Annotated in this window: 23 protein-coding genes, 1 pseudogene and 1 riboswitch; of the genes and pseudogenes, 23 read left to right on the top strand and 1 reads right to left on the bottom strand. The window is 39.1% G+C overall.

The window, feature by feature from the left end; translation table 11 throughout:
* Positions 1 to 40: 40 nt before the first annotated feature.
* The 23 genes and pseudogenes from CK1_RS13075 (at position 41) to CK1_RS12965 (ending at position 21,196) form a co-directional block, all read left to right on the top strand.
* A complete protein-coding gene (locus tag CK1_RS13075; RefSeq protein ID WP_008789334.1) occupies positions 41 to 247 on the top strand; it encodes a helix-turn-helix domain-containing protein in 207 nt (68 codons plus the stop codon).
* Positions 248 to 264: 17 nt separating this feature from the next.
* Positions 265 to 2,661, top strand: coding sequence for a type I restriction endonuclease subunit R (locus tag CK1_RS13070; protein ID WP_015526687.1), 2,397 nt, complete (start codon positions 265 to 267; stop codon positions 2,659 to 2,661).
* 41 nt (positions 2,662 to 2,702) lie between these two features.
* Complete coding sequence (locus CK1_RS13065) at positions 2,703 to 3,449, top strand: hypothetical protein (RefSeq protein ID WP_015526686.1); 747 nt, start codon at positions 2,703 to 2,705, stop codon at positions 3,447 to 3,449.
* A gap of 11 nt (positions 3,450 to 3,460) precedes the next feature.
* Complete coding sequence (locus tag CK1_RS13060) at positions 3,461 to 5,095, top strand: HsdM family class I SAM-dependent methyltransferase (protein ID WP_015526685.1); 1,635 nt, start codon at positions 3,461 to 3,463, stop codon at positions 5,093 to 5,095.
* The gene (locus tag CK1_RS13055; RefSeq protein ID WP_015526684.1) at positions 5,088 to 6,332 is read left to right on the top strand and encodes a restriction endonuclease subunit S; all 1,245 of its coding nucleotides are present in this window, start codon (positions 5,088 to 5,090) and stop codon (positions 6,330 to 6,332) included. Before CK1_RS13060 ends, CK1_RS13055 begins: the two co-directional genes overlap by 8 nt.
* Before the next feature lie 38 nt (positions 6,333 to 6,370).
* Positions 6,371 to 7,165: a hypothetical protein gene (locus CK1_RS13050; protein WP_015526683.1), complete on the top strand. Its 795-nt coding sequence runs from the start codon at positions 6,371 to 6,373 to the stop codon at positions 7,163 to 7,165.
* 43 nt (positions 7,166 to 7,208) lie between these two features.
* Positions 7,209 to 7,841 (top strand): GyrI-like domain-containing protein, encoded by a 633-nt coding sequence (locus CK1_RS13045; RefSeq protein WP_015526682.1) that lies wholly within the window; start codon positions 7,209 to 7,211, stop codon positions 7,839 to 7,841.
* A 35-nt stretch (positions 7,842 to 7,876) separates the two neighbouring features.
* Positions 7,877 to 8,197 (top strand): TfoX/Sxy family protein, encoded by a 321-nt coding sequence (locus tag CK1_RS13040; RefSeq protein WP_015526681.1) that lies wholly within the window; start codon positions 7,877 to 7,879, stop codon positions 8,195 to 8,197.
* A 38-nt stretch (positions 8,198 to 8,235) separates the two neighbouring features.
* The gene (locus CK1_RS13035; RefSeq protein ID WP_015526680.1) at positions 8,236 to 9,219 is read left to right on the top strand and encodes a helix-turn-helix transcriptional regulator; all 984 of its coding nucleotides are present in this window, start codon (positions 8,236 to 8,238) and stop codon (positions 9,217 to 9,219) included.
* Positions 9,220 to 9,250: 31 nt separating this feature from the next.
* The gene (locus CK1_RS13030; RefSeq protein WP_110103191.1) at positions 9,251 to 10,369 is read left to right on the top strand and encodes a PDDEXK nuclease domain-containing protein; all 1,119 of its coding nucleotides are present in this window, start codon (positions 9,251 to 9,253) and stop codon (positions 10,367 to 10,369) included.
* Between the two features lie 35 nt (positions 10,370 to 10,404).
* Positions 10,405 to 10,536, top strand: a complete 132-nt coding sequence (locus tag CK1_RS13025; protein ID WP_015526678.1) for a hypothetical protein — start codon at positions 10,405 to 10,407, stop codon at positions 10,534 to 10,536.
* 167 nt (positions 10,537 to 10,703) lie between these two features.
* Positions 10,704 to 11,078 carry a GntR family transcriptional regulator gene (locus tag CK1_RS13020; protein ID WP_015526677.1) on the top strand — a complete coding sequence of 125 codons (375 nt, stop codon included), beginning with the start codon at positions 10,704 to 10,706 and terminating at the stop codon, positions 11,076 to 11,078.
* A gap of 2 nt (positions 11,079 to 11,080) precedes the next feature.
* Positions 11,081 to 11,929, top strand: a complete 849-nt coding sequence (locus CK1_RS13015) for an ABC transporter ATP-binding protein (protein WP_147603685.1) — start codon at positions 11,081 to 11,083, stop codon at positions 11,927 to 11,929.
* A gap of 70 nt (positions 11,930 to 11,999) precedes the next feature.
* A pseudogene (locus CK1_RS13010) lies at positions 12,000 to 12,597 on the top strand (ABC-2 transporter permease).
* Between the two features lie 155 nt (positions 12,598 to 12,752).
* Entirely contained in the window at positions 12,753 to 14,111 is a 1,359-nt protein-coding gene (locus tag CK1_RS13005; RefSeq protein WP_015526673.1) for an MATE family efflux transporter, read from the top strand.
* A gap of 147 nt (positions 14,112 to 14,258) precedes the next feature.
* Positions 14,259 to 14,432: riboswitch (cobalamin riboswitch) on the top strand.
* A 136-nt stretch (positions 14,433 to 14,568) separates the two neighbouring features.
* A complete protein-coding gene (locus tag CK1_RS13000; protein WP_015526672.1) occupies positions 14,569 to 15,498 on the top strand; it encodes an ABC transporter permease in 930 nt (309 codons plus the stop codon).
* Positions 15,499 to 15,513: 15 nt separating this feature from the next.
* Entirely contained in the window at positions 15,514 to 16,062 is a 549-nt protein-coding gene (locus tag CK1_RS12995) for an ABC transporter permease (RefSeq protein ID WP_015526671.1), read from the top strand.
* Positions 16,059 to 16,376, top strand: coding sequence for an ABC transporter permease subunit (locus CK1_RS12990; protein ID WP_015526670.1), 318 nt, complete (start codon positions 16,059 to 16,061; stop codon positions 16,374 to 16,376). Before CK1_RS12995 ends, CK1_RS12990 begins: the two co-directional genes overlap by 4 nt.
* On the top strand, positions 16,357 to 17,148 hold the full coding sequence (locus tag CK1_RS12985) for an ABC transporter ATP-binding protein (RefSeq protein WP_015526669.1): 792 nt from the start codon (positions 16,357 to 16,359) through the stop codon (positions 17,146 to 17,148). Before CK1_RS12990 ends, CK1_RS12985 begins: the two co-directional genes overlap by 20 nt.
* A 65-nt stretch (positions 17,149 to 17,213) precedes the next feature.
* The gene (locus CK1_RS12980; protein WP_306288917.1) at positions 17,214 to 18,095 is read left to right on the top strand and encodes an oligopeptide/dipeptide ABC transporter ATP-binding protein; all 882 of its coding nucleotides are present in this window, start codon (positions 17,214 to 17,216) and stop codon (positions 18,093 to 18,095) included.
* Positions 18,096 to 18,124: 29 nt separating this feature from the next.
* Positions 18,125 to 19,693, top strand: a complete 1,569-nt coding sequence (locus CK1_RS12975) for a nickel ABC transporter substrate-binding protein (protein ID WP_110103192.1) — start codon at positions 18,125 to 18,127, stop codon at positions 19,691 to 19,693.
* A 3-nt stretch (positions 19,694 to 19,696) separates the two neighbouring features.
* Positions 19,697 to 20,425: a class I SAM-dependent methyltransferase gene (locus CK1_RS12970; RefSeq protein WP_015526667.1), complete on the top strand. Its 729-nt coding sequence runs from the start codon at positions 19,697 to 19,699 to the stop codon at positions 20,423 to 20,425.
* A 24-nt stretch (positions 20,426 to 20,449) separates the two neighbouring features.
* Positions 20,450 to 21,196, top strand: coding sequence for a class I SAM-dependent methyltransferase (locus CK1_RS12965; RefSeq protein ID WP_015526666.1), 747 nt, complete (start codon positions 20,450 to 20,452; stop codon positions 21,194 to 21,196).
* Positions 21,197 to 21,207: 11 nt separating this feature from the next.
* Here the strand turns inward: CK1_RS12965 and CK1_RS12960 are convergent, their stop codons facing one another.
* Positions 21,208 to 21,981 (bottom strand): alpha/beta hydrolase, encoded by a 774-nt coding sequence (locus CK1_RS12960; RefSeq protein WP_015526665.1) that lies wholly within the window; start codon positions 21,979 to 21,981, stop codon positions 21,208 to 21,210.
* Between the last annotated feature and the right edge of the window lie 3 nt (positions 21,982 to 21,984).

Raw genomic sequence — 21,984 nt, 5'->3', positions numbered from 1 at the left:
TGTAACCAAAAGGAACGGAGAATACGAAGGAGCGTTACAGATGAGAATAAGCTACAATAAACTTCAAAAACTTATGATTGATAATCAAATGAAAAGACAAGATTTAATGCGTGCTGCGGAAATTTCATCGTCTGTTGCAACAAAATTAAATAAGAATGAAACAGTATCCCTTGATGTGCTTATGAGAATTTGCAAAGTATTTCATTGTGATATTGGCGATGTATGTGAAGTCATATTAGACGAATGATATGAGGAGGTCTGAAGATGGCGGCAAGTGGTAAGAAAAATATGTTTAACGAAGCTACCCGTGTCCAAATGCCAGCAATGGTTCATTTGACACGCCTTGGTTATACTTATTTTGGAAAAATAACTGAGGATATGGCAGGGACAGTATATGACCCTGATACCAATATCTTAATAGATGTTTTTAAGGAGCAGTTTGCACGGCTTAATCCTACTCACGTAGGAGAAGCGGAACAGACATTGAAAACTATTAGGCAGGAATTAGATAATGATGATATAGGACGCAGTTTTTACGAGCGTTTATCGTCTGTTTCGCCTGTTAGATTGGTGGATTTTGAAAATCCCCAAAATAATACATATCATTTTACCGCTGAGTTCACTTGTAAGCGTGACCAAGATGAATTTAGACCTGATATTACGTTGTTTGTAAATGGACTTCCACTTGTGTTTGTTGAAGTAAAGAAGCCGAATAATCACGGCGGTATGGTTGCAGAAAGCAAGAGAATGAACCAAAAGAGATTTCCTAATAAAAAATTTAGGAGATTTTTGAATATTACACAGTTGATGATTTTTTCTAATAATATGGAATATGACACTATGGGTGGTATTGTTCCGGTTCAGGGGGCATTCTACTGTACGACGGCAAAACAGTCTGCACCGTTCAACTGTTTCAGAGAAGAAAATCCTACTAATTTGGATATTGCACCTTATAATGCAGATTTCCCATATAAGGATATTGACTCGATTGTTGAAAAGAAGATATTGACTGACTTTAATTGTCAGGTTATTCATACTTCTCCGGAATATCAAACAAATTTAGATACCTATACACCAACCAACCGTGTACTGACATCTATGTGTAGTCCTGAAAGATTGCTATTTATATTAAAATATGGAATTGCCTATGTTCGTTTTCATAAAGAAATAAATGGCAAGATAGAGTTTATTGAGCAGAAACATATAATGCGTTATCAACAGATGTTTGCTGCCTTAACAGTAAGAAGTAAGATTGATGAAGGTGTTAATTCAGGTGTTATATGGCATACTCAAGGTAGTGGAAAGACAGCCCTTTCGTATTATCTTACTTATGTTCTTTCTGACTATTTCAGCAAACAAAATAAAGTTGCAAAGTTTTATTTCATTGTTGACCGCCTTGATTTGCTGAAACAGGCTTCAGAAGAATTTGAAGCTCGTGGATTGGTTGTGAAAACGGCAAGTTCCCGTGCTGAACTTATGGAGCAGTTCCGTAACAATCAAGCACAAGAGGGAAATACGGGAAAACCTGAAATTACAGTAGTAAATATACAGCGTTTTGCTGAAGATAGGTCAAAAGTTGACCTTCCTGCGTATGCAACGAATTTGCAGAGAGTGTTTATTATTGATGAAGCACATAGAGGATATAAACCAGAAGGCTCATTCTTGGCTAATCTTCTTGATGCGGATAAAAATGCGATTAAGATTGCGTTGACAGGAACACCACTTTTGAAAGAAGAAAGAGAATCTTGGAGAGTTTTTGGTAATTATATTCATACATACTATTATGACAAATCAATTTTAGATGGATATACGCTGAAAATTATCCGTGAGGATATAGAAACGCAGTATAAGGAGCGACTTTCTGAAATTTATGAAAAACTTGAAACCTTGGTAGAAAAGAAAGACGTAAAGAAAAGTCAGATTGTTGAACACGATAACTATGTCAAAGAGTTGCTTAGATATATTATTTCTGACCTAAAGAGATTTAGACAAATTCAGGGAGATAATACGCTCGGCGGTATGGTCATTTGTGAAACAAGTGAGCAGGCAAGGAAGCTGTTTGCGTATTTTGATGAAATTCAAGCAGAACTTAATAAAGACGCTTCTATGAAAAGTCATTTGCGAGCTGGACTTATACTTCACGATAGTGATGACAAAGATACAAGAGATAAGATTATTGATGACTTCAAAAATAATATGACAGTTGATATTCTTATCGTTTTCAATATGCTTCTTACCGGATTTGATGCACCAAGATTGAAACGCCTGTATTTTGGTCGAAAATTGAAAGACCATAATTTGTTGCAGGCAATTACAAGAGTCAACAGACCGTATAAAGAAAACCATTATGGTTATGTCATTGATTTTGCAAATATAAAAAGGAATTTTGAGGAAACAAATGAAGCATACCTCAAAGAGCTGAACCGTTTTAATGACCCTAATGAAGTTGGTGCGGGAAATGAAACAGATACATTCAAACAGGTTATTGAAGACCCGGCAGAACTCATTAAACAAATGCAGGAAGTGCAGCAGGTTCTTTTTAACTACACCACAGATAATGCAGAAGAATTTAGTTCAGAAATATCTACGATTGAGGATAAGCAGGAATTGCTTAAACTTAAAAAATTCTTATTGCTGCTCGTGACTGTTGTAATTTGGTAAGAACCTTTGGCGATGATGAATTGAAGGAAACATTTGCAAAAATGGAATTAACAAAGTTGCCTTCATTGATTTCAGAGGTGCAACATCATATTGATAACATAAATCAGAAAGAACTTTTTGCAAGTGATGATACCACGAAATTGCTTGTCAATGAAGCAATGGAGGATATTACATTTAATTTCAGCAAAATCAGTGAAGAAGAATTGAAAATTGTCGGTGGTAAAGACGCGGTAACAGAAAAGTATAAAAAGACTGTTCGTGCTTTTACACAGAATATCGACCCTGATGACCCTGAGTTTATTACTTTGCAGGAAGCATTTTTGCTTCGTTTCAGGCAACACGGTTTTGAACCTAAGAGTGTATTTGAGATTGAGGAGCAAGGAAAAGAACTGGAAGATATTCTGAAAAAGCTTGATGAATTGCAGAAGAAAAACACGGTTCTGCTGAGAAAATATAATGGAGATGCGAAATTCGCAAGGGTTCATAAAAGAATCAGGGAAGAAAATCTTGCTCGAAAAGCAGCAAATAAACAGCCGATTGTTTCAGAGTATGATATGTCTATTATGAATGTTTTGCTTTCTATTAAGTCTGATATTGACCAGAAAGTGTATGACAGAAACGATATATTGAAAAAAGACGCATATTTTGAGAGAACGGTTATGACACAAATAAAAGCAGGCATTGATAAGTTGGGAATAGCGAGTGCTCGTGAGGATAGAGTATTTATACAGAGCAGGATTACAAAACAGTATCTTGATCAGTATAACCAGACTTATTCAGTTGCATAAAGGAGAACACAATGGAAGAAACAAAGACGATAAAAGAAAAAACCATAGAGTTGATAGATGCCTTAAAAGCAACTTGTCAGACCTATGGTATGGGAAACGATGGTAACGAATATAAAATCATCACACAGGTTTTCCTTTATAAGTTCCTTAATGATAAATTCGGATATGAAGTAAAAAAAGTAAGTCCGGTTCTTAAAAATGCTGAAAAATGGGAACTTGCTTATGCAGAAATGTCAGAAGATGACCGCTTGGATATTTTTGATAGTTTACCGTCAGATATTCCATTACTTAACCCGGAACATCTTATTGCCAACTTATGGAATCAGCAGGCAAAAGGCGATTTTGATTTAATCTTTGACAGCACGATGACAGATATAGCAGATAAGAATATTGATATATTTTCAACTCAGACTGCTCAGAATACAAAAATACCGCTTTTTGAAAAGCTGACACAGTATGTAACGGACGATACGGCAAGAGCACCTTTTGCCCGTGCGTTGGTTGACAAGTTAGTAAATTTCTCTTTTGAAGAAGCATTTGAAAAGCACTATGATTTCTTTGCGGATATATTTGAATATCTGATAAAAGATTACAATACCGCAGGCGGTGGTAAGTATGCAGAATATTATACTCCTCACGCTATTGCAACGATTATGGCAAGATTGCTTGTTGGTAATGCAACTGATTTACATAGCATTGAGTGTTATGACCCATCTGCCGGAACAGGAACACTTTTGATGGCTCTTGCTCACAAAATTGGAGAAGATAAGTGTACGATTTTTGCTCAGGATATTTCACAGCGAAGTAATAAAATGTTAAAACTTAATCTTATCCTAAACAGCTTGGTATCTTCTCTTGACCACGCAATTCAAGGAGATACGCTGATTGCTCCATATCATAAGAGTGATAATGGACAGGAATTAAGAACTTTTGATTATGTAGTTTCAAATCCGCCTTTTAAGATGGATTTCTCAGATACAAGAGAACGTATAGCAGCAATGCCTGTTCGTTTTTGGGCGGGAGTTCCGAAAGTACCTGCCAAGAAGAAAGAGAGTATGGCAATTTATACGTTGTTCATTCAGCACGTTCTTAATTCATTGAAATCAACCGGAAAAGGTGCGATTGTAGTTCCTACTGGATTTGTAACCGCAAAATCAGGTGTAGAAAAGAAGATACTACAACATATTGTAGATGAACATATTGTTTATGGCTGTATTAGTATGCCGTCAAATGTATTTGCTAATACCGGCACGAATGTATCAGTATTATTTTTTGATAATTCAAGAAAAACAGATAAGGTTGTACTGATAGATGCTTCAAAACTGGGAGAAGAATATAAGGACGGTAATAATCAGAAACGCAGACTTCGTGATTTTGAGATTGATAAAATTGTTGATACATTCCTTAATAAAGAAGCTGTTGATGATTTTTCAGTTGCTGTTACCTATGATGAAATCAAAGAAAAGAAGTATTCACTTGCGGCTGGACAATATTTTGATGTAAAAATCGAATATGTTGAATTGTCACAGGACGAGTTTAATGCTCGTATGAGTGCTTATGCGGAGAAATTGCAGGAATATTTTGCAGAGGGCGACAAACTGAAAACGGAAATTATGGAACAGTTAAAGAAGGTAAAGTATGAATAGAATGAAACTTGGAGAAATACTATCCGTAAAGCATGGTTGGGCTTTTAAGGGAGAGTATTTTGCAGAAGATGGAGAACAAAGTATTTTGACTCCGGGAAACTTTTTTGAAAAAGGTGGATTTAAGCCTAATAATGGGAAAGAACGTTACTATACAGGAACTTATCCAAAGGAATATTTGTGTCATAAAGGCGATTTGATAGTTGCCATGACACAACAGGCAGAGGGACTTTTAGGAAGTACAGCGTTAGTTCCTGAAAATAATAAATACTTGCATAATCAGCGAATAGGACTGATTACTTGTGATGAAAAACGTTTGAACAAATTATTTGCATATTATCTTTTTATGACCAAAAGTGTAAGAGAGCAGTTAGAACGTAGTTCATCAGGTACGAAGGTAAAGCATACATCGCCTGAAAAAATTTATGATGTTGAGGTTGAAATTCCCGATGTGATTTCTCAACAAAAAATTGCAAATTTGTTATGGTCTATTGATGAAAAAATTGCCAATAATAATGCGATAAACGATAATTTAGAGCAGCAAGCTAAGCTACTTTACAATTATTGGTTTATTCAATTTAACTTTCCAGATGAAAATGGAAATCCATATCATTCATCAGGAGGACAATTAGTGTGGAACAAAAATCTCCAACAAGAAATACCTCAAGATTGGCGTTCCGGTAATCTTTATGATATAGCGGATTATATCAATGGAATTGCATGTCAAAAATATCGTCCATTTGACGAAGAACATTCATTGCCAGTTGTAAAAATACGTGAAATGAATGGTGGCATTACTAATGACACTGAGCGTGTATCATCAACAATTCCTGCTAAAAATATTATTTCTTCAGGAGATATTTTATTTTCATGGTCAGCATCTTTAGAGGTAATAATGTGGTATGGGGTTGATGCAGGATTGAATCAACACATCTTTAAAGTCGTTCCTAAAAGCTATTTTTCTTCAGAATATGTATATTTGCAGTTGTCAGAATATCTTATACATTTTATAAAGATAGCTGAAGCAAGAAAAACAACAATGGGGCATATAACTAGTGAACATTTACAGGACAGCCACATTATATTGCCTCCAGCTAATATAATTAAAAATTTTTCTGAATATGTACGACCTATATATCAAATGAAAAAACAAATCGCTAATGAAACTAGTGAGCTAATTAAATTGCGTGATTGGTTGATACCTATGCTGATGAACGGTCAGGCTACCATCAGTGATTGATGTGGTAAATTATCGTTTACAGTAGAAGGGAAAACTATATGATAAGTGTTTCAGATTGGATAAGTATTATTTGTGCGGTGGTTGCCTTAATAGTCACGGTTATTATTGCAGTCCTGCAAATAAGACAAAGCAACCGTATGGAGAGGTTTGAAAAAAGGCAGGACAAGCGAGATGAACAGCGTCATCAAGAAAGCGTAAAAGCACAAGCGGTTTCATTCATCTCTAAATATTATAAGGATAGAGGGCTTATTCCATTATGTGCAATAGCCACGATGTATAATGATTTGTTTTATTACAACAGAGAGATGTATAGAGAATTTTGCTGTTGTACTAAAGAGGTTCAAAATAGAATTTTGGAATATTGCGGTTTGGATTTACGAGTCAGTGAGTACAGTATTTATGAAAAGTGTTTGGTTGCAATAGAAAGTGTGCTAAATAAACGCTTCCCTGATGATAAAAGTGTTTTTTACGATGGAGGGAAGTATTTTACTCGTAGCTTAGAATACTATGCTGCTAAACCAATTCCACATCAAGAGTTTGAGTATCAAAATCATATTACAGATGTTTTGGCTAATGCGTTTAATAGTAATGACAAAAAGGCTACACCAATTCAGCAGTTGTCGGTAGAATATAATTTTGAAAGTTGCGAAGGAATAGAAACATGCCAGTTGGTTACTGTTATTGCAGAGTTTTCAGCAATCTATGGGAATAAAAATAAAAACATTGATAAATCATACGGTTCTCCGGGAGGATACGATGGAGAAGTCATAGAAACAATGGAAGATTTATTCCTATTAGCCTTATTTGAAATATATACAAATTGTGTTTTATAAATTATAAGGTAAGTAAAATGATTTTTCAGAGAGGAAATGATGAATGGCATTCGATTTTAAGAAAGAATATAAAGAATTTTATATGCCGAAGAATAAGCCGCAGATTGTGGCAATTCCAAAGGCAAATTATATAGCAGTACGAGGTAAAGGAAATCCTAATGAAGAAGGCGAGGAATATAAAACTGCTATTGGTGTTTTGTATGCTGTTGCCTATACTCTCAAGATGAGTTATAAGACGGATTACAAAATAGACGGATTTTTTGAATATGTTGTACCACCGCTTGAGGGATTTTGGTGGCAGGACAATGTTGAAAGTGTAGATTATACCAACAAATCAGCTTTCAACTGGATTTCTATTATTCGTATGCCTGATTTTATTGCAAAGAAAGATTTTGATTGGGCGGTGGAAACTGCTTCAAAAAAGAAAAAGATGGATTGCTCTGGTGCAGAGTTCTTGAGTATTGACGAAGGTTTGTGCGTACAAATAATGCATATAGGAGCTTTTGATGATGAACCTGCAACCGTGGCAATGATGGATAAATATCTTGAAGAAAACGGTTATGTAAATGATTTTACTGGTGAGCGACGCCATCACGAAATCTATTTATCAGACCCAAGAAAAGTTGCACCGGAGAAATGCAAAACAGTAATAAGACACCCAATAAAGAAGGCATAAATTGAGTAAAATGAAATTAGGTCAGAGGACAACTAATGGCATCAAGTAAAGAATATTTGGAATTTGTATTAGAGCAGTTGGCAGAATTGGACGAGATTACTTACCGTGCGATGATGGGCGAATATATTATTTATTATCGTGGTAAAATTGTCGGCGGAATTTATGATGACAGATTACTTGTAAAACCGACAAAATCAGCAATTTCATATATGCCGACAGCGACTTATGAACTGCCGTATGATGGGGCAAAGGAAATGCTGCTTGTAGAAGATGTGGATAATAAGAAATTTTTAACAGGACTATTTAATGCAATGTACGATGAATTACCAGCACCTAAGCCTAAAAAGAAAAAGTAGACAGATACTATTGATGGAGCGATAGGTATATAAAAATTATGGAAACAAAGCCAAGGATTTTATATTTACAAAAGATTTTACTGGAAAGAACTGATGAAGAAAATCCTCTTTCCACAACACAGTTAATCAATATATTGAATGATGAATACGGAATATCTGCACATAGAACAACGGTCACAAAAGATATTGCTGCACTTCAGGAGTTTGGAATGGACATTGTTACTATCCATTCTACTCAGAGCAAATACTTTGTAGCCAGTCGTAAGTTTGAATTGCCGGAACTGAAACTGCTGATTGACGCAGTAGAGTCATCGAAGTTCATTACAAAGAAGAAAAGTGAAACTTTGATTGAAAAGATACATACGATGACCAGTCCGGGGCAGGTGGCAAAGCTGAAGCGTAATAACTATGTGGTCAATCGCATTAAGCCGGATAATGAGCAGATATATTACATTATTGACGCTATAAACGACGCCATCAATGCAGGTAAGCAGATTTCTTTCCAGTATTATGATTATACCGGATTAAAGAAAAAGGTTCTGAAGAACAAGGGCGAAGTGTATAAGCTCAGTCCGTATAAACTTCTCTGGTGTGGGGACTATTATTATGTTCTCGGATATTCAGAGAAGAAAAGCAAGGTTATCAATTTCAGGGTAGACCGTATTGCTTCCAAGCCGGAGATATTGGATAAAGACATTATTCCTATGCCTGATGATTTTGATATTGAGAATTACACAAAGGAAGTGTTCTTTATGTTCTCAGGCGAGAAAGTTCTTGTGGATTTACGGTGTGATAACAGTCTGATGAAAACAATGGTTGACCGCTTCGGAGAGGATGTGACAACCCTTGCGTATGATATGACGTCTTTCAGAGTACAGACCGAAGTATCAGCTAGTCCCACCTTTTTCGGTTGGGTGTTTGGCTTTAATGGCAAGGTACAGATACTTGCACCGGAAAGTGTGAAGGAACAGTACAGACAGATGATTGCAAAAGCTGATGAGGATATGCAGGAAAGCGAATAATTTGAAAATGAAATCCAAAGGAGCAATGGCTATGGAGAATAAATTGGAAAAAATCGGTCAAAATAATTTTATGGATAATTTTGTTAAAACCGATGACATTTTAAAAGATATGTGTGGGATTATCGAGTCCTCACAAAAAGCAGCATATCGGGCGGTCAATACAACGCTTATACAGAGAAATTGGCTTCTTGGTTATAGAATCGCAAGTGAAGAATTGCAGGGCGAGGATAGGGCAAAATATGGAGCTGAAATTATAAAAAAGTTAGCAAAAGAATTATCGGCTGAATATGGAAAAGGTTATACAAAGTCGAATCTATATAGCTTTTATTCTTTCTATAAGACCTATCCTGAAATTTTCCAGACATCGTCTGGAAAATCTGTTGGGTTACTGTCTTGGTCGCATTATGCAACATTATTACAGGTTAAAGAGAAGGCAGCTCGCGACTGGTATGAGAAAGAAGCCGCAAAACAGACTTGGAGTGTCCGTACTTTGCAGAGGAATATTTCTTCTCAGTATTATTACCGTATGCTCAAAACTCAGAAAAAAGAGCTTGTAGAAAGTGAAATGAAGGAACTGACTGCACCGTATCAGAATGATAAGTTGGAGTTTATCAAGAATCCGGTAGTTGCGGAGTTTTTAGGCTTTTCGCAGAATACAGATTTTACAGAGAGTGACCTTGAGAAAAGTATTCTTTCCAATTTGCAGAAATTTTTGATGGAGCTTGGAAAGGGATATGCTTTTGTGGCAAGGCAGCAGCATATCCATACGGAGAAACAGGACTATTATATCGACCTTGTGTTTTACAATTACATACTGAAATGCTTTGTCCTCATCGACCTGAAAACAGAAAAGATAACACATCAAGATGTAGGACAGATGGATATGTATATCCGTATGTATGATGAATTGAAACGTAGTGAGGGCGATAACCCAACAATCGGTATTGTTCTTTGTTCCGATACAGATGATGATATTGCCCGTTATTCTGTTATGCATGGCAATGAACAATTATTTGCTTCCAAGTACAAATTATACCTGCCGACAAAAGAAGAACTGAAAGCGGAGATTGAAACTCAAAAGGCAATGTTTTATCTTCAGCAGCAGGATAATGAAGACAGAAACAAAAACTATACTTTTAACATTGAATGAGTTAAAAAGAAATAAAATAAGAGCATTTGATCAGAATGAATTCCTTCATGATGGGAATCGATTCCGAGGGTATGCTGATCTCAGCAGTACCTGAGGAAGATGGTCATGAAGGACTGAACCTTCTGATGGTAGATGACAGAATCCCGGCAGGTGCAAAGCTGTACTAAAATTAGATATAAAACAAGAGCACTTCTCAGAGTTAATAATCAGAAAACCGAGAGGTGCTTTTTTCGTGCTAAAAAATATATCCCGGCAGTCAACTACTGCAAAACAGTATATAACAGTTGACAACAGTATTATACTGTTATATACTGTTTGCAACAGGAGGGAACATATGAAGATTATAATCAATAATACATCGATGGTACCAATTTATGAACAGATCATGGAGCAGATCAAGGCGCAGATCATCTCCGGAGAGTTAAAAGAAAATGATATATTGCCGTCCGTGAGAACAATGGCAAAGGAATTGAAGATCAGTGCACTTACTGTGAAGAAAGCATATGACAATCTGGAAGCAGAGGGCATGACAGTCACAGTTCATGGGAAAGGAACGTATGTAGCGGCTTCGAATACACAGCTGATGGAAGAAGAGCGCAGGAAAGAGGTTGAGGCGGATCTGGAAGCAGCAATTCAGAAGGGAAGGCGCTGCGGAATGAAAGAGGAAGAGATCCGTTCGTTGTTTGAACTCATCATGGAGGATGAATGATTATGTTGGAGATCAAAGGAGTAAAGAAAAGCTACGGTGAATTTCAGTTAGACTGTTCGTTAAATGTAGAAAAAGGAAGAATCACCGGTCTGGTTGGAGAGAACGGAGCCGGTAAGAGTACTTTGTTCAAGGCAGTGCTCGGACTCATTTCTTATGATGCCGGTGAGATAAAGATCCTGGGAAAAATACCGGAAGAGTTAAGTGAAAAAGAGAAAGAAGAGCTGGGAGTTGTCCTGGCAGAAACCGGATTCAGTGGATACTTGAAAGGGAAAGATGTTGAGGCAGTCCTTGCCAAATTATATCCAAAGTTTGAAGCAGAAAAATTTCATCAGATGTGTGAAGAATATCAGATTCCGTTGGATAAATTTATAAAAGAGTACTCAACAGGAATGAAAGCAAAGCTGAATCTGATCATTGCATTGACACATCAGGCAGAATTCCTGATGCTGGATGAGCCGACAGCAGGGCTTGATGTCGGAGCGAGGGAAAGGATGCTGGATATTTTAAGAGAGTATATGGAAGAAGAGCCGGAGAGAAGTATCCTGATCAGTTCACATATTTCTTCGGACTTAGAACATCTGTGTGATGACATTTATGTGATACATAAAGGAAAGATCATACTTCATGAAGCGATGGATACGATTCTTGAAAAATATGCAGTGTTGAAAGTCAGTGAGGAACAATATCAGGCAGTGGATAAAAGGTATCTTTTGAAAGAGAAAAAAGAGTTTTTTGGAGTTGCCTGTCTGACGAACGAGAAGCAGTATTATATAGAAAATTATCCGGAAATCGTAGTAGAGAGCGGATCACTCGATCAGGTGATCCTGATGTTGACAGGGGGCGAAAGATGATGAAAGGAATCAGAGGGCTTTTGGAAAAGGATTTTCGATTGTTTTTTCGACAGGGTGGTAATCTTTTTTGGTGTTAGTGTTTGTAGCATTGTTTTTTATACTTACAGGAAAAACGGCAGCTGCTTTCATTGCAATGTATATCCCATCTGTTCTGGCGATATATTCAGGTAATACGATCAGTTATGATGAAAATGGCCATGGTTACACATATTTATTTTCTTTACCCGTAAATAAAAAATATATGTCAGAGAAAAATATATTTTTCCTTTATCATGACAGCATGTGGATGGTGCATTGGAATGATCTGTGCAGGAATTATGGTACTCATAAATCCTGAAGAGGTGTTTGATCTGGAAATGCTGGCAATGGAGTTGATCACATTTTTTGTGTTTCAGGCAATTGCGGGAATTATGATCGCGATCAGGATAAGGTTCGAAGGAGAGAAAGGGCGAATTGTGCTGCCAATCGCAATTTTAATTATTTTTGCAATTTGTTATACAATTGGATTTTTTGTGAAGGCTAACTTGGGATTAAAAGAAATTATTCTGCATGTGATAGGTGGAATAGGGGATCTTGAAATTGCGATTGCCCTTATTGTGCTAAGTCTGCTTATATGGTTTGCTTCGTATAAGTATAGTATGAGCGCTATGAAGAAGAAAGAGTTTTAAGATAGGCGTGGCAAAAATGATCCATTAAAAATAATGATCATAAAGATGTAATAGCTACCAAAAATATGAGAAAAACTTTGTGAAAAAATAGGCTTGTGTTTCGTAAGAGTCCCTTGTAAAATAGCGGTCAAGGATGAAAAGAAAAGGAGACTCTTATGGGAACTAATGAAAAAGATATGACTGCCGGATCTCCCGGAAAACTGATCATAACTTTTGCCATACCAATGATGCTTGGAAATATTTTTCAGCAGTTTTATACAATGGCAGACACCATGATCGTCGGACAAGTGGTAGGAGTTAAGGCACTGGCGGCAGTAGGTGCCGGAGATTGGCTGGTATGGCTGGTGTTGGGGATCATGACAGGTATCACACAGGGTTTTTCTATTCTTGTATCTCAGTATTATGGAGCAAGGGAAAAGGAAAATCTGAAATGTGCAGTAGCGAAAAGCTATATCATGACAGCATTACTGTCTGTGGTCGTACTCGCAGTAAGTGAAGGTACAGTTTATCATGTTCTTTTATTTTTACAGACACCGGATAATGTCATTGATCTGACAATGCTATATTTGCGGCTGATTTTTGCGGGAATCCCGATCATAGCTGCTTATAATATATTTGCAGCGATCCTTCGGGCACTTGGAAACAGCAGATCTCCGTTGATCGCAATGACAGTGGCGGCAGTGATCAATGTGGGACTGGATCTGTTGTTTGTGGCGGTTTTTGGCTGGGGTATAGCCGGAGCAGCAGTGGCGACCGTTATCGCACAGGGATTTTCAGCCTTGTACTGTTTGATCGTATTACGTAAAATCCCGGATATCCGCCTGGAAAAGAAGGACTTTTACAGGCAGCCCTCTATGAGCCTGCGGCTTTTGGAACTGGCGGTTCCTCTTGCGATACAGAATGTGATCATCTCCGTGGGAGGACTTGTGGTACAGTATGTGATCAATGGATTTGGTTTTCTGTTTGTGGCGGGATTTACGGCATCGAACAAGCTGTATGGGGTTTTGGAGATGGCTGCCGTTTCATATGGATATGCTATTACAACCTATGTGGGCCAGAATCTTGGTGCAAAAAAATACCAGAGGATTCGAAAAGGCGTGCGCAGCGGCACTTATATGGCAGTGCTCACTTCGGCTTTCATTTCCGGCATGATGGTACTGTTTGGACGTAATGTACTGTCCCTGTTTGTATCCGGTGAACCGGATCAGACCCGACAGGTATTGGATATAGCATATAAGTATTTGTTTATCATGGCTGTCTTTTTGTGGGTGCTGTATCTGCTGTATGTGTATCGTTCTGCTATCCAGGGCCTGGGTAATACTTTGATTCCGCTTGCCAGCGGCATTGCAGAATTTATAATGCGTGTCAGTGTTGCGCTGCTGCTGCCAAAACTGATCGGTGAAGATGGAATATACTATGCAGAGATCTGTGCATGGAGCAGCGCAGCTGTTTTATTATTCGTAAGTTATATGATCATTATACGGAAATATAAAGAAGTCACCGTTCATACATAATGTTATTTACTTAAGAGATTTATAATAATACAGGCAGAAAATATCCGGGTTTCACTATGAAATGTTCAGATATTTTATATTTGACAAAAAACTATTTATATAAAAAGAAAAGTATGATATTATAATATTTATTCATTGCAACTATGAAAATTGAATAGTCAGAAGGGTGTACAAAGTACTTAATAAGGAATCTGGTGAAATGCCAGAACAGCCACCGCTACTGTGACAGGGACGAAAACCAAAATATCACTGGAGAGATCCGGGAAGATGGTAAGTAGGAAGAACTGGAGTCAGGAGACTTGCCTTTTTGACAGAAGAATTCTGATTCGGATGGGATACAGAAGGAATAAGCTCTGCCTGAGGTAGAGGTTTGTTTTTTGTGCTGATATGATGCTGGATCATATCAGCTTTTTTTATTTTAACCGAATAAACAGATGAAAAATGAGGAGAAATGAAAATGGGAAAAGTAATTGCAAAGCGTTTTATATTTATGATTCCGGTAGTGCTGGCGGTTACATTTATTATTTTTATGCTGAGTTTTATATCGGCAGGTGATGCGGCCAGAGTGCTGGCGGAGAAAAAATATGAGCATCCGTCACCGGAGCAGGTAGAAGAAGTACGGCATGAGGAAGGACTGGATCAGCCGGTGCTGGTACAATACGGGAAATGGCTGGATCAGGCACTTCATGGCGATTTTGGAAAATCATATTCTACCAGAAAACCGGCTTTTGAGGAATTAAAAAGATATTTTCCACAGACATTTAAACTGGCAGTTACTTCGTTTTTATTGTTGATGATCGTGTCAGTCCCTCTTGGAATTTTGTCGGCAATTTATGAAAACAGAGTTCTGGATAAAGTCATTCGCATTTTGTCGTCCCTCAGTGTATCTATGCCGTCTTTCTGGATCGGTCTGATGCTGCTCTATATATTTGGAGTAAAGCTAAAAGTGATTTCCGTGATCGGAGGAGATGCCGGAGGCATCCCGATTCTTGCGGCATTTGCCATGGATATCAGTTTCTTTGGAATTATGACGAGATTGATCCGTACCAATATGATACAGGTGCTGAAGCAGGATTACATACGTGCCAGCAGAGCTAAGGGATTGTCATCTGTAAATGTAATTTTGCGTCATGGTCTGAAAAATATCCTGATTCCTGTGCTGACACGTCTGGTATCAATTGTGATCGGTTTTTTCTGTGGCTCAGCTGTGATAGAAAGTATTTTTTCAATTCAGGGAATCGGAAATCTGGCATTGAAATCCGTGATCTCAAAAGACACTCCGGTGCTGCAATGTTTTATCTTTATTCTGGCTGTTGGCATTGTAGTATTAAATTTTCTTGTGGATATCGCCTATTCTGCGATTGACCGGCGAATCCAGTTAAAGTAAAGGAGAGATCATAGAATGGGAAGCAGAAGAAAGCAGAAAACAGAAAAAAGCATGATCCAGAATCTGTACTGGAAACAGGTATTCCGGTCACCGAAAACAAAAATAGGATTGATGGTGGTCATAATTTTTGCATTGGCAGCTATTTTTGCACCTGTACTGGCGCCGCATGATCCACTGCTTGTGGATGTTTCGATAAAATTAAAGAATCCGTCGGCGGCATATCCTTTAGGTACTGATCAGCTGGGACGATGTATTTTATCAAGACTTCTCTGGGGCAGCCGGTATTCACTGAGCTATAGCTTTACGGTGCTTCTGATCACTGTATGTGTCGGGGTGCCGATCGGACTGTTTGCCGGATATGTAGGTGGAAAAATCGATTCCATAATTATGAGGATCATTGATGTATTTATGGCTATGCCGGTCTTTATTGTGGCACTTGCCATTGCAGGAACCGTAGGAGCCAGCGGCGCTCATCTGATTCTGTCCTTATCGGTCGTATCCTGGGCAGAATATGCAAGGCTTGCCCGAGCATTGACACTTCAGGAAAAAATAAAAATTATATGACCGCACTAAAAGCCGGCGGCTGCGGCCACGCAAGGATCATATTCAGGCATGTATTGAGAAATATCCTGCCATCTGTGATCGCACTGGCAACAATGGAAATCGGTTCGATCATTCTGTCAATTGCCGGTTTTTCCTTTATCGGCCTTGGTGTGCAGGCACCGACACCGGAATGGGGGATCATGCTCAGTGACAGTAGAAGTTATATCCAGACTTATCCAAGACTGATGTTTTATCCGGGCATACTGATCATGATCATTGTTCTGGCATTTAATTATCTGGGGGAGGGAATACAGAATGGAACAGCCCAAAAATGATGTCCTAAGGGTAAAAAGACTACATGTGGAGTTTCAGACATCTCACGGAATGGTTCATGCAGTAAAAGATGTCAGCCTGGAAGTAAAACGCGGAAGGATCCATGCTCTGGTGGGAGAAAGTGGAAGCGGCAAGTCAGTTACCTCTCTGACGATCATGAATCTGCTTGCAGGAAATGGAAAGGTGATATCCGGAGATGTGACACTGAACGAAAAGAGTCTTCTGAAGTTATCAGGAAAAGAAAAACGACAGTTATACGGAGACAGGATCGGAATGATCTTTCAGGATCCGACTGCTGCTCTTGATCCGCTTTTTACAGTTGAACAACTGCTTCTGGAAGGACTGAGAAAACATCGCAGAATGAGCAAAAAACAGGCAAGGGAAGCAGCGTTGGAAAGTCTGCGGATGATGAATCTGCGTGATCCGGAAGAACTGATGAAGAAAAAACCTTACGAATTGTCTGGTGGTATGTGCCAACGTGTTATGATCGCCATTGCCATGTCCATGAAACCGGATTATCTGATCGCAGATGAGCCAACGACAGCCTTGGATGTAACCGTACAGAAGCAGATCCTGGAAGAAATCTATCAGCTATCCAGGAAAGAAAATCTGGGCGTGTTATTTATTACGCATGATCTGGGTGTGGTGGCAGAGATCGCAGATGATGTTTCGATCATGAAAGACGGCGAAATAGTGGAAAACGGAACGGTTGAAGAGATCTTTTATCATCCGCAGCATTCATATACAAAAAAACTGTTGGATGCAGTTTTATAGGGGAAAAGTATGAGTACGTTACTAAAGACAGAACATTTAAAAAATATTATGGCAAGAAAAAAATTGTGAAGGCAGTGGATGATGTAAGTCTGGAAATCCATGCAGGATCATCCATGGCCCTGATCGGTGAAAGTGGAAGTGGTAAAACTACATTCGGAAAGCTGATCGCCGGCCTGGAGAAACCTACAGATGGAAAATTCTGGTTTCAGGGACAGGAAATGCAGGATTTGTCTGAAAAGCAGTTTCGTCCATATCGCAAGAATCTTCAGATGGTCTTTCAAAGCAGCAGCGGGGTATTTGATCCCGGTTATACCATTGGAGAAAATATTCTGGAAATTTTGAAATTACATGAAAAACTGCAAGAGGGTGAGTATGAAGAGCGAGTAAAGGAGGCTTTGATCCAGACGGGGCTTGATCCGGATATCCGCAACCGTTATGTTGGACAGATTTCAGGAGGTCAGTGTCAGAGAGCTAATATTGCGAGAGCATTGGTATTAAGACCGGAACTTGTGATCTGTGATGAACCGGTATCCAGTCTGGATTATTCCATACGAAAGCAGATCCTGCATCTGTTAAATGAGCTGCAGGAAAAATATGAGATGACCTATTTACTGATCACTCACGATCTGTCCAACGTTCCATATCTCTGCAAAGAGGTGGCTATTATGTATCAGGGACGCGTGGTCGAGTTTATTGATCATACGGACAGCTTAAAGGAGACTGCCGTACATCCTTATACAAAAGATCTGTTTGATTCTATTCCGGTAAAAGAACCGAAAATGCGAAGAATCGGATCGCAGGAAAAGAAAATATTTTCAGATACCATTCCGGAACAGGGCTGCCCATATCAGAACCGGTGCAGAAGATGTACAAATATATGCAGAGAGCATATACCGGAATTGACAGAAATTGAAACAGGACATTTTGCGGCATGTCATATGCTGTAAAATATAAAACAAACAAAGGAGAGGAAGAAATGAAGAAAAGACGTGTAGCAAAATTGATAGTATTGAGCATGGTGGCGGCAACTTTACTGACAGGTGTCAATGTACAGGCAAAAGAGGAAAAAGTAGTTACGGCAATGACATCCATTGATCTGACTCCTGAACTTTGTGACCCTATAAAAAGTGGTCCGGACTTTCGTCTTTATGAAATGATCTATGATCCACTGGTGCGTTATGGAGAAAATGGAGAAATTAAACCGGCATTGGCAGAATCTTGGGATATCAGTAAAGATGGCACAACCTATACGTTTCATTTAAGAAAAGATGTGAAATTCTCAGACGGTACAGTGTTTAATGCAGACAATGTGATGTGGAATTATAACAGATGGGTGGAACAGGATGTGACCGGTAACTTTTCAGCCAAACTGGAAAATGTTACAAAGGTAGATGATTATACTGTAGAATTTAAGTTCGCAGAACCATGCTATACACTGCTGATCGAATTCAGCTATCCAAGACCATTCCGTTTCACCTGTGAAAGTGCACTGGATGAAGACGGAGAATTTTGTCAGGAAGTGGGTACCGGAATGTGGATGATCGACAGTTATGAAAGCGGTCAGGAGGTTGTCCTGGTACCAAATCCTAATTATTACGGTGAGAAACCAAATATTGATAAAGTAGTTCTGAAACAGGTGGTAGACGGTGATGCCAGAGTGATGGCGCTTCAGAGTGGAGAGGCAGATCTGAATCTTCAGGATATTCCATCCGAAAGCTTCAGTATTATCCAGGCAGATAAAAATTTATCGACAGAACAGCAGGTTTCCACACTTTCTTACTATCTGATTGAAAATTATGATACACCGGCGCTTCAGGATATAAACGTACGTCAGGCACTGAATTATGCAACAAATAAAGAAAGCATTGTAAATGATCTGCTGGATGGTTACGGCAATCCGGCAACCGGACTTATGTCTCCGACAGTTCCTTATGTAACAGAAGAAAACAGCAAGGGCTATCCATATGATCCGGATAAAGCAAAGGAACTGTTAAAGGAAGCAGGATATGAGGATACAGATGGAGATGGTATTGTAGAAAAAGACGGAGAACCACTGAGCCTCAGACTGGTATTCCAGACTGAAGAATATGCTTCATGGAAATCTCTTTGTGAATTCCTGAAATCTGAATATGAGAAGGTCGGTGTAGGTATTGAACTGGTAGAAAAAGAATCCGCAGCTTACTATGATGAGATCTGGAACACCAGAGATTACGATCTGTGCATTTACCGCAGCTATGAAGATTCCTGGATGCCTCATGGATTCCTAAAATCAATGTTCTATGCGGAAGATGGAGCAAAGGCAGTAAACTGGTACGATGAGGAGCTGAACAAAGATCTCGGAGAAGTATTAAAGACACAGGATGAAGAAAAGCGTACGGAATTATACGATAAGATCCTCACACGTATCAATGATCAGGCAGTAACAGTGCCGCTGTATTATCCGAACCGTGATTATATCTATAACAATACCAGACTGACCAATGTAGAGCTTGCACCGACTGCCTATGAAGGCATTAACTGGGCAACACTGGATGTAGTGGAGTAAAAAATGTTTGAAAAGATCGAGAATAAATGGACAGAAGATTCCGGTGATTATGATGATATGATCCAAAAACAATTGAGTAACAAAAGAACGGTATCTTACTGGACAAAAGAATTGAAAAGACTTCTTGGACCTGAGCCCCTTCGTATTTTAGAAGTGGGCTGCGGCCCGGGTTTTATGAGCATCATAGCAGCGCGTCTGGGACATGATGTAAAAGCGATCGATGGTTCATCAGGAATGGTAGAAAAAGCCAGAAGGAATATGCGGCAGTATCATCAGCAGGTGGAAATCTGTGAGGAAGATGGTGTAACTTTGCCATTGGAACAGGAACAAAGCTATGATGTGATACTTTCCAGAGATGCGGTGTGGACATTATATGATCCGGAAAAAGCTTTCAGACGCTGGAAGGCTGTATTAAAACCAGGTGGAAGGATCATTTATTTTGATGGGGACTATCGGACCGTCGAACCCACATTAAAAAATAAGATCCATATGAAAATTGCTGATTTTCTTATTTATGTTACAGAAAGAAAAACATATGGATCTGACGTGAAGGAAAACAGCGGAATTTATGAAAAGCTGCCATTTACATCGCAGAAGCGTCCGGAAGCGGACTTTCAGATATTAAAAAAGGTACGCTTTGCCAGGATCCAGATCAGAGAGAACCGCTGGCTAAACAGACCATGGACGATGGATTTCTGGAAATACGGATATCAGGGAAAAAATTTATTGTAGTAGCCACAAAGAAGGAGAAGTGACATGCAAAACGATAAGATCAAAGAGTACTGGGAAGGAGAAGCTGGCATTTACAGCGAAGGGATCAAGGCAGAATTGAAAAGTGAAACAGCAGAAAACTGGAAGAATCTGATTCTGGAGTATGCGCCGGAAAAAGAACATCTGGAAGTACTGGACGTAGGCTGCGGGCCGGGATTTTTTGAAATTATGCTGGGAAAAGAAGGACATCATGTGACCGGGATCGATATTACTGAAAATATGATCCATGAAGCAAAGGAAAATGTAAAGGCAGCAGGTTTATCCGCAGATTTGATGACTATGGACTGCCACAATCTGAATTTCCCGGATGAGACATTTGATATGGTTATCTGCAGAAATATCACATGGACGCTGGACGATCCACAGAAGGCTTACAAGGAGTGGCTGCGTGTACTGAAAAAAGGCGGACGTCTTTTGGTATCGGACGCCTGCTGGTATCTGCATCTTTATGATGAAGAAAAGAAAAAGATTTACGAGGCACATGATGCTGCTATGTGGGAAAAATATGGAAGAGGTATCCATGCTCATGAAGATGCGGAAACAGGGAAAGAGCTCAGCAGTAAGCTGTTTATGAGTGATAAAAAGCGTCCGGTATGGGATCTGGATTACATGATGGAGATCGGCTTTTCCAAAGTGTTTGCCCTGAAGGACATCAGTGATATTTCCAGAACTTCCATGGAACGTGAGCTGAATAAGCTGACACCTCAGTTTTTAGTGGGTGGAGAAAAATAAGCGGACCGGCGTTAAATAAAACGCTGGACCCGCTCCATTGTGGTTTTTAGAATAAAGATATCCGTCAGTACATCACCGGTTTCCAGAGAATGGTTGGCGTTTTGGGTGAGAAAGAGAGGTACATCTTTCTGTGCTGCCAGTTCTCGGATGGAATTGGTTTCGGCCCAGGGATCTGCGGTGCCGTGGAAGGCGATGCTTCCGGCAAGAGGGAAGGAAAAGGTCTCTGCAAGAGGCGTGAACAGGATGCTTTTTACAGTCAGATCGTGTCGGGAAGCATAGGCAGAGGAGATGACTGTACCAATGCTTTTGGAAATAAACAGAATGTTGCCATAGGAATTCCAGTCGATGCTGCCTAAGGAGCGTTCTGTTTGTTCCAGGGCAAGGTCAAAGGCCTGTTTCATTTTTTCAGGATCTCCTTTGACATTTTCCGGGAGGTTGTCATAGGATACCGTGCGGATCTGGTAGCCTTGTTTGCTGGCAAGGCGGCTGGTATAGTACAGAAGCGGCTTGTCGGCAGTGTATCCGATGCCCGGAAAAACAACTGCTAATTTCGGGGCATTTTTATCTGCTCCGGCTGTATGAGCGGAAACTTTTGCATAGAGCATCTGCAGCTGAAGCTTTTCCTGAAGTTCCTTTAAGGTAATGGAGATCGTACAGGAATCGGATGGAAGATAATCATAATCGGTAACAATGTCGTCCTCTTCCATGGAATAAACAATGTGTGAGGAACCCATGAGTTCCATGTCTTCTTCAATATCTGAAAGTAATTCTTCGTATGATTTCATTTT

Origin of the sequence: Ruminococcus sp. SR1/5, assembly GCF_000209835.1 — a bacterium.
GTDB lineage: Bacteria > Bacillota > Clostridia > Lachnospirales > Lachnospiraceae > Blautia_A > Blautia_A fusiformis.
Note: the sequence above shows the minus strand (reverse complement) of the source record. Positions and strands in the feature narration are given on the sequence as shown.

Bases quoted from the DNA above. Each gene is read 5' to 3' on its own strand.
- CK1_RS13075 (WP_008789334.1), top strand. From the start codon at position 41: ATGAGAATAAGCTACAATAAACTTCAAAAACTTATGATTGATAATCAA.
- CK1_RS13070 (WP_015526687.1), top strand. From the start codon at position 265: ATGGCGGCAAGTGGTAAGAAAAATATGTTTAACGAAGCTACCCGTGTC.
- CK1_RS13065 (WP_015526686.1), top strand. From the start codon at position 2,703: ATGGAATTAACAAAGTTGCCTTCATTGATTTCAGAGGTGCAACATCAT.
- CK1_RS13060 (WP_015526685.1), top strand. From the start codon at position 3,461: ATGGAAGAAACAAAGACGATAAAAGAAAAAACCATAGAGTTGATAGAT.
- CK1_RS13055 (WP_015526684.1), top strand. From the start codon at position 5,088: ATGAATAGAATGAAACTTGGAGAAATACTATCCGTAAAGCATGGTTGG.
- CK1_RS13050 (WP_015526683.1), top strand. From the start codon at position 6,371: ATGATAAGTGTTTCAGATTGGATAAGTATTATTTGTGCGGTGGTTGCC.
- CK1_RS13045 (WP_015526682.1), top strand. From the start codon at position 7,209: ATGGCATTCGATTTTAAGAAAGAATATAAAGAATTTTATATGCCGAAG.
- CK1_RS13040 (WP_015526681.1), top strand. From the start codon at position 7,877: ATGGCATCAAGTAAAGAATATTTGGAATTTGTATTAGAGCAGTTGGCA.
- CK1_RS13035 (WP_015526680.1), top strand. From the start codon at position 8,236: ATGGAAACAAAGCCAAGGATTTTATATTTACAAAAGATTTTACTGGAA.
- CK1_RS13030 (WP_110103191.1), top strand. From the start codon at position 9,251: ATGGAGAATAAATTGGAAAAAATCGGTCAAAATAATTTTATGGATAAT.
- CK1_RS13025 (WP_015526678.1), top strand. From the start codon at position 10,405: ATGAATTCCTTCATGATGGGAATCGATTCCGAGGGTATGCTGATCTCA.
- CK1_RS13020 (WP_015526677.1), top strand. From the start codon at position 10,704: ATGAAGATTATAATCAATAATACATCGATGGTACCAATTTATGAACAG.
- CK1_RS13015 (WP_147603685.1), top strand. From the start codon at position 11,081: ATGTTGGAGATCAAAGGAGTAAAGAAAAGCTACGGTGAATTTCAGTTA.
- CK1_RS13005 (WP_015526673.1), top strand. From the start codon at position 12,753: ATGGGAACTAATGAAAAAGATATGACTGCCGGATCTCCCGGAAAACTG.
- CK1_RS13000 (WP_015526672.1), top strand. From the start codon at position 14,569: ATGGGAAAAGTAATTGCAAAGCGTTTTATATTTATGATTCCGGTAGTG.
- CK1_RS12995 (WP_015526671.1), top strand. From the start codon at position 15,514: ATGGGAAGCAGAAGAAAGCAGAAAACAGAAAAAAGCATGATCCAGAAT.
- CK1_RS12990 (WP_015526670.1), top strand. From the start codon at position 16,059: ATGACCGCACTAAAAGCCGGCGGCTGCGGCCACGCAAGGATCATATTC.
- CK1_RS12985 (WP_015526669.1), top strand. From the start codon at position 16,357: ATGGAACAGCCCAAAAATGATGTCCTAAGGGTAAAAAGACTACATGTG.
- CK1_RS12975 (WP_110103192.1), top strand. From the start codon at position 18,125: ATGAAGAAAAGACGTGTAGCAAAATTGATAGTATTGAGCATGGTGGCG.
- CK1_RS12970 (WP_015526667.1), top strand. From the start codon at position 19,697: ATGTTTGAAAAGATCGAGAATAAATGGACAGAAGATTCCGGTGATTAT.
- CK1_RS12965 (WP_015526666.1), top strand. From the start codon at position 20,450: ATGCAAAACGATAAGATCAAAGAGTACTGGGAAGGAGAAGCTGGCATT.
- CK1_RS12960 (WP_015526665.1), bottom strand. From the start codon at position 21,981: ATGAAATCATACGAAGAATTACTTTCAGATATTGAAGAAGACATGGAA.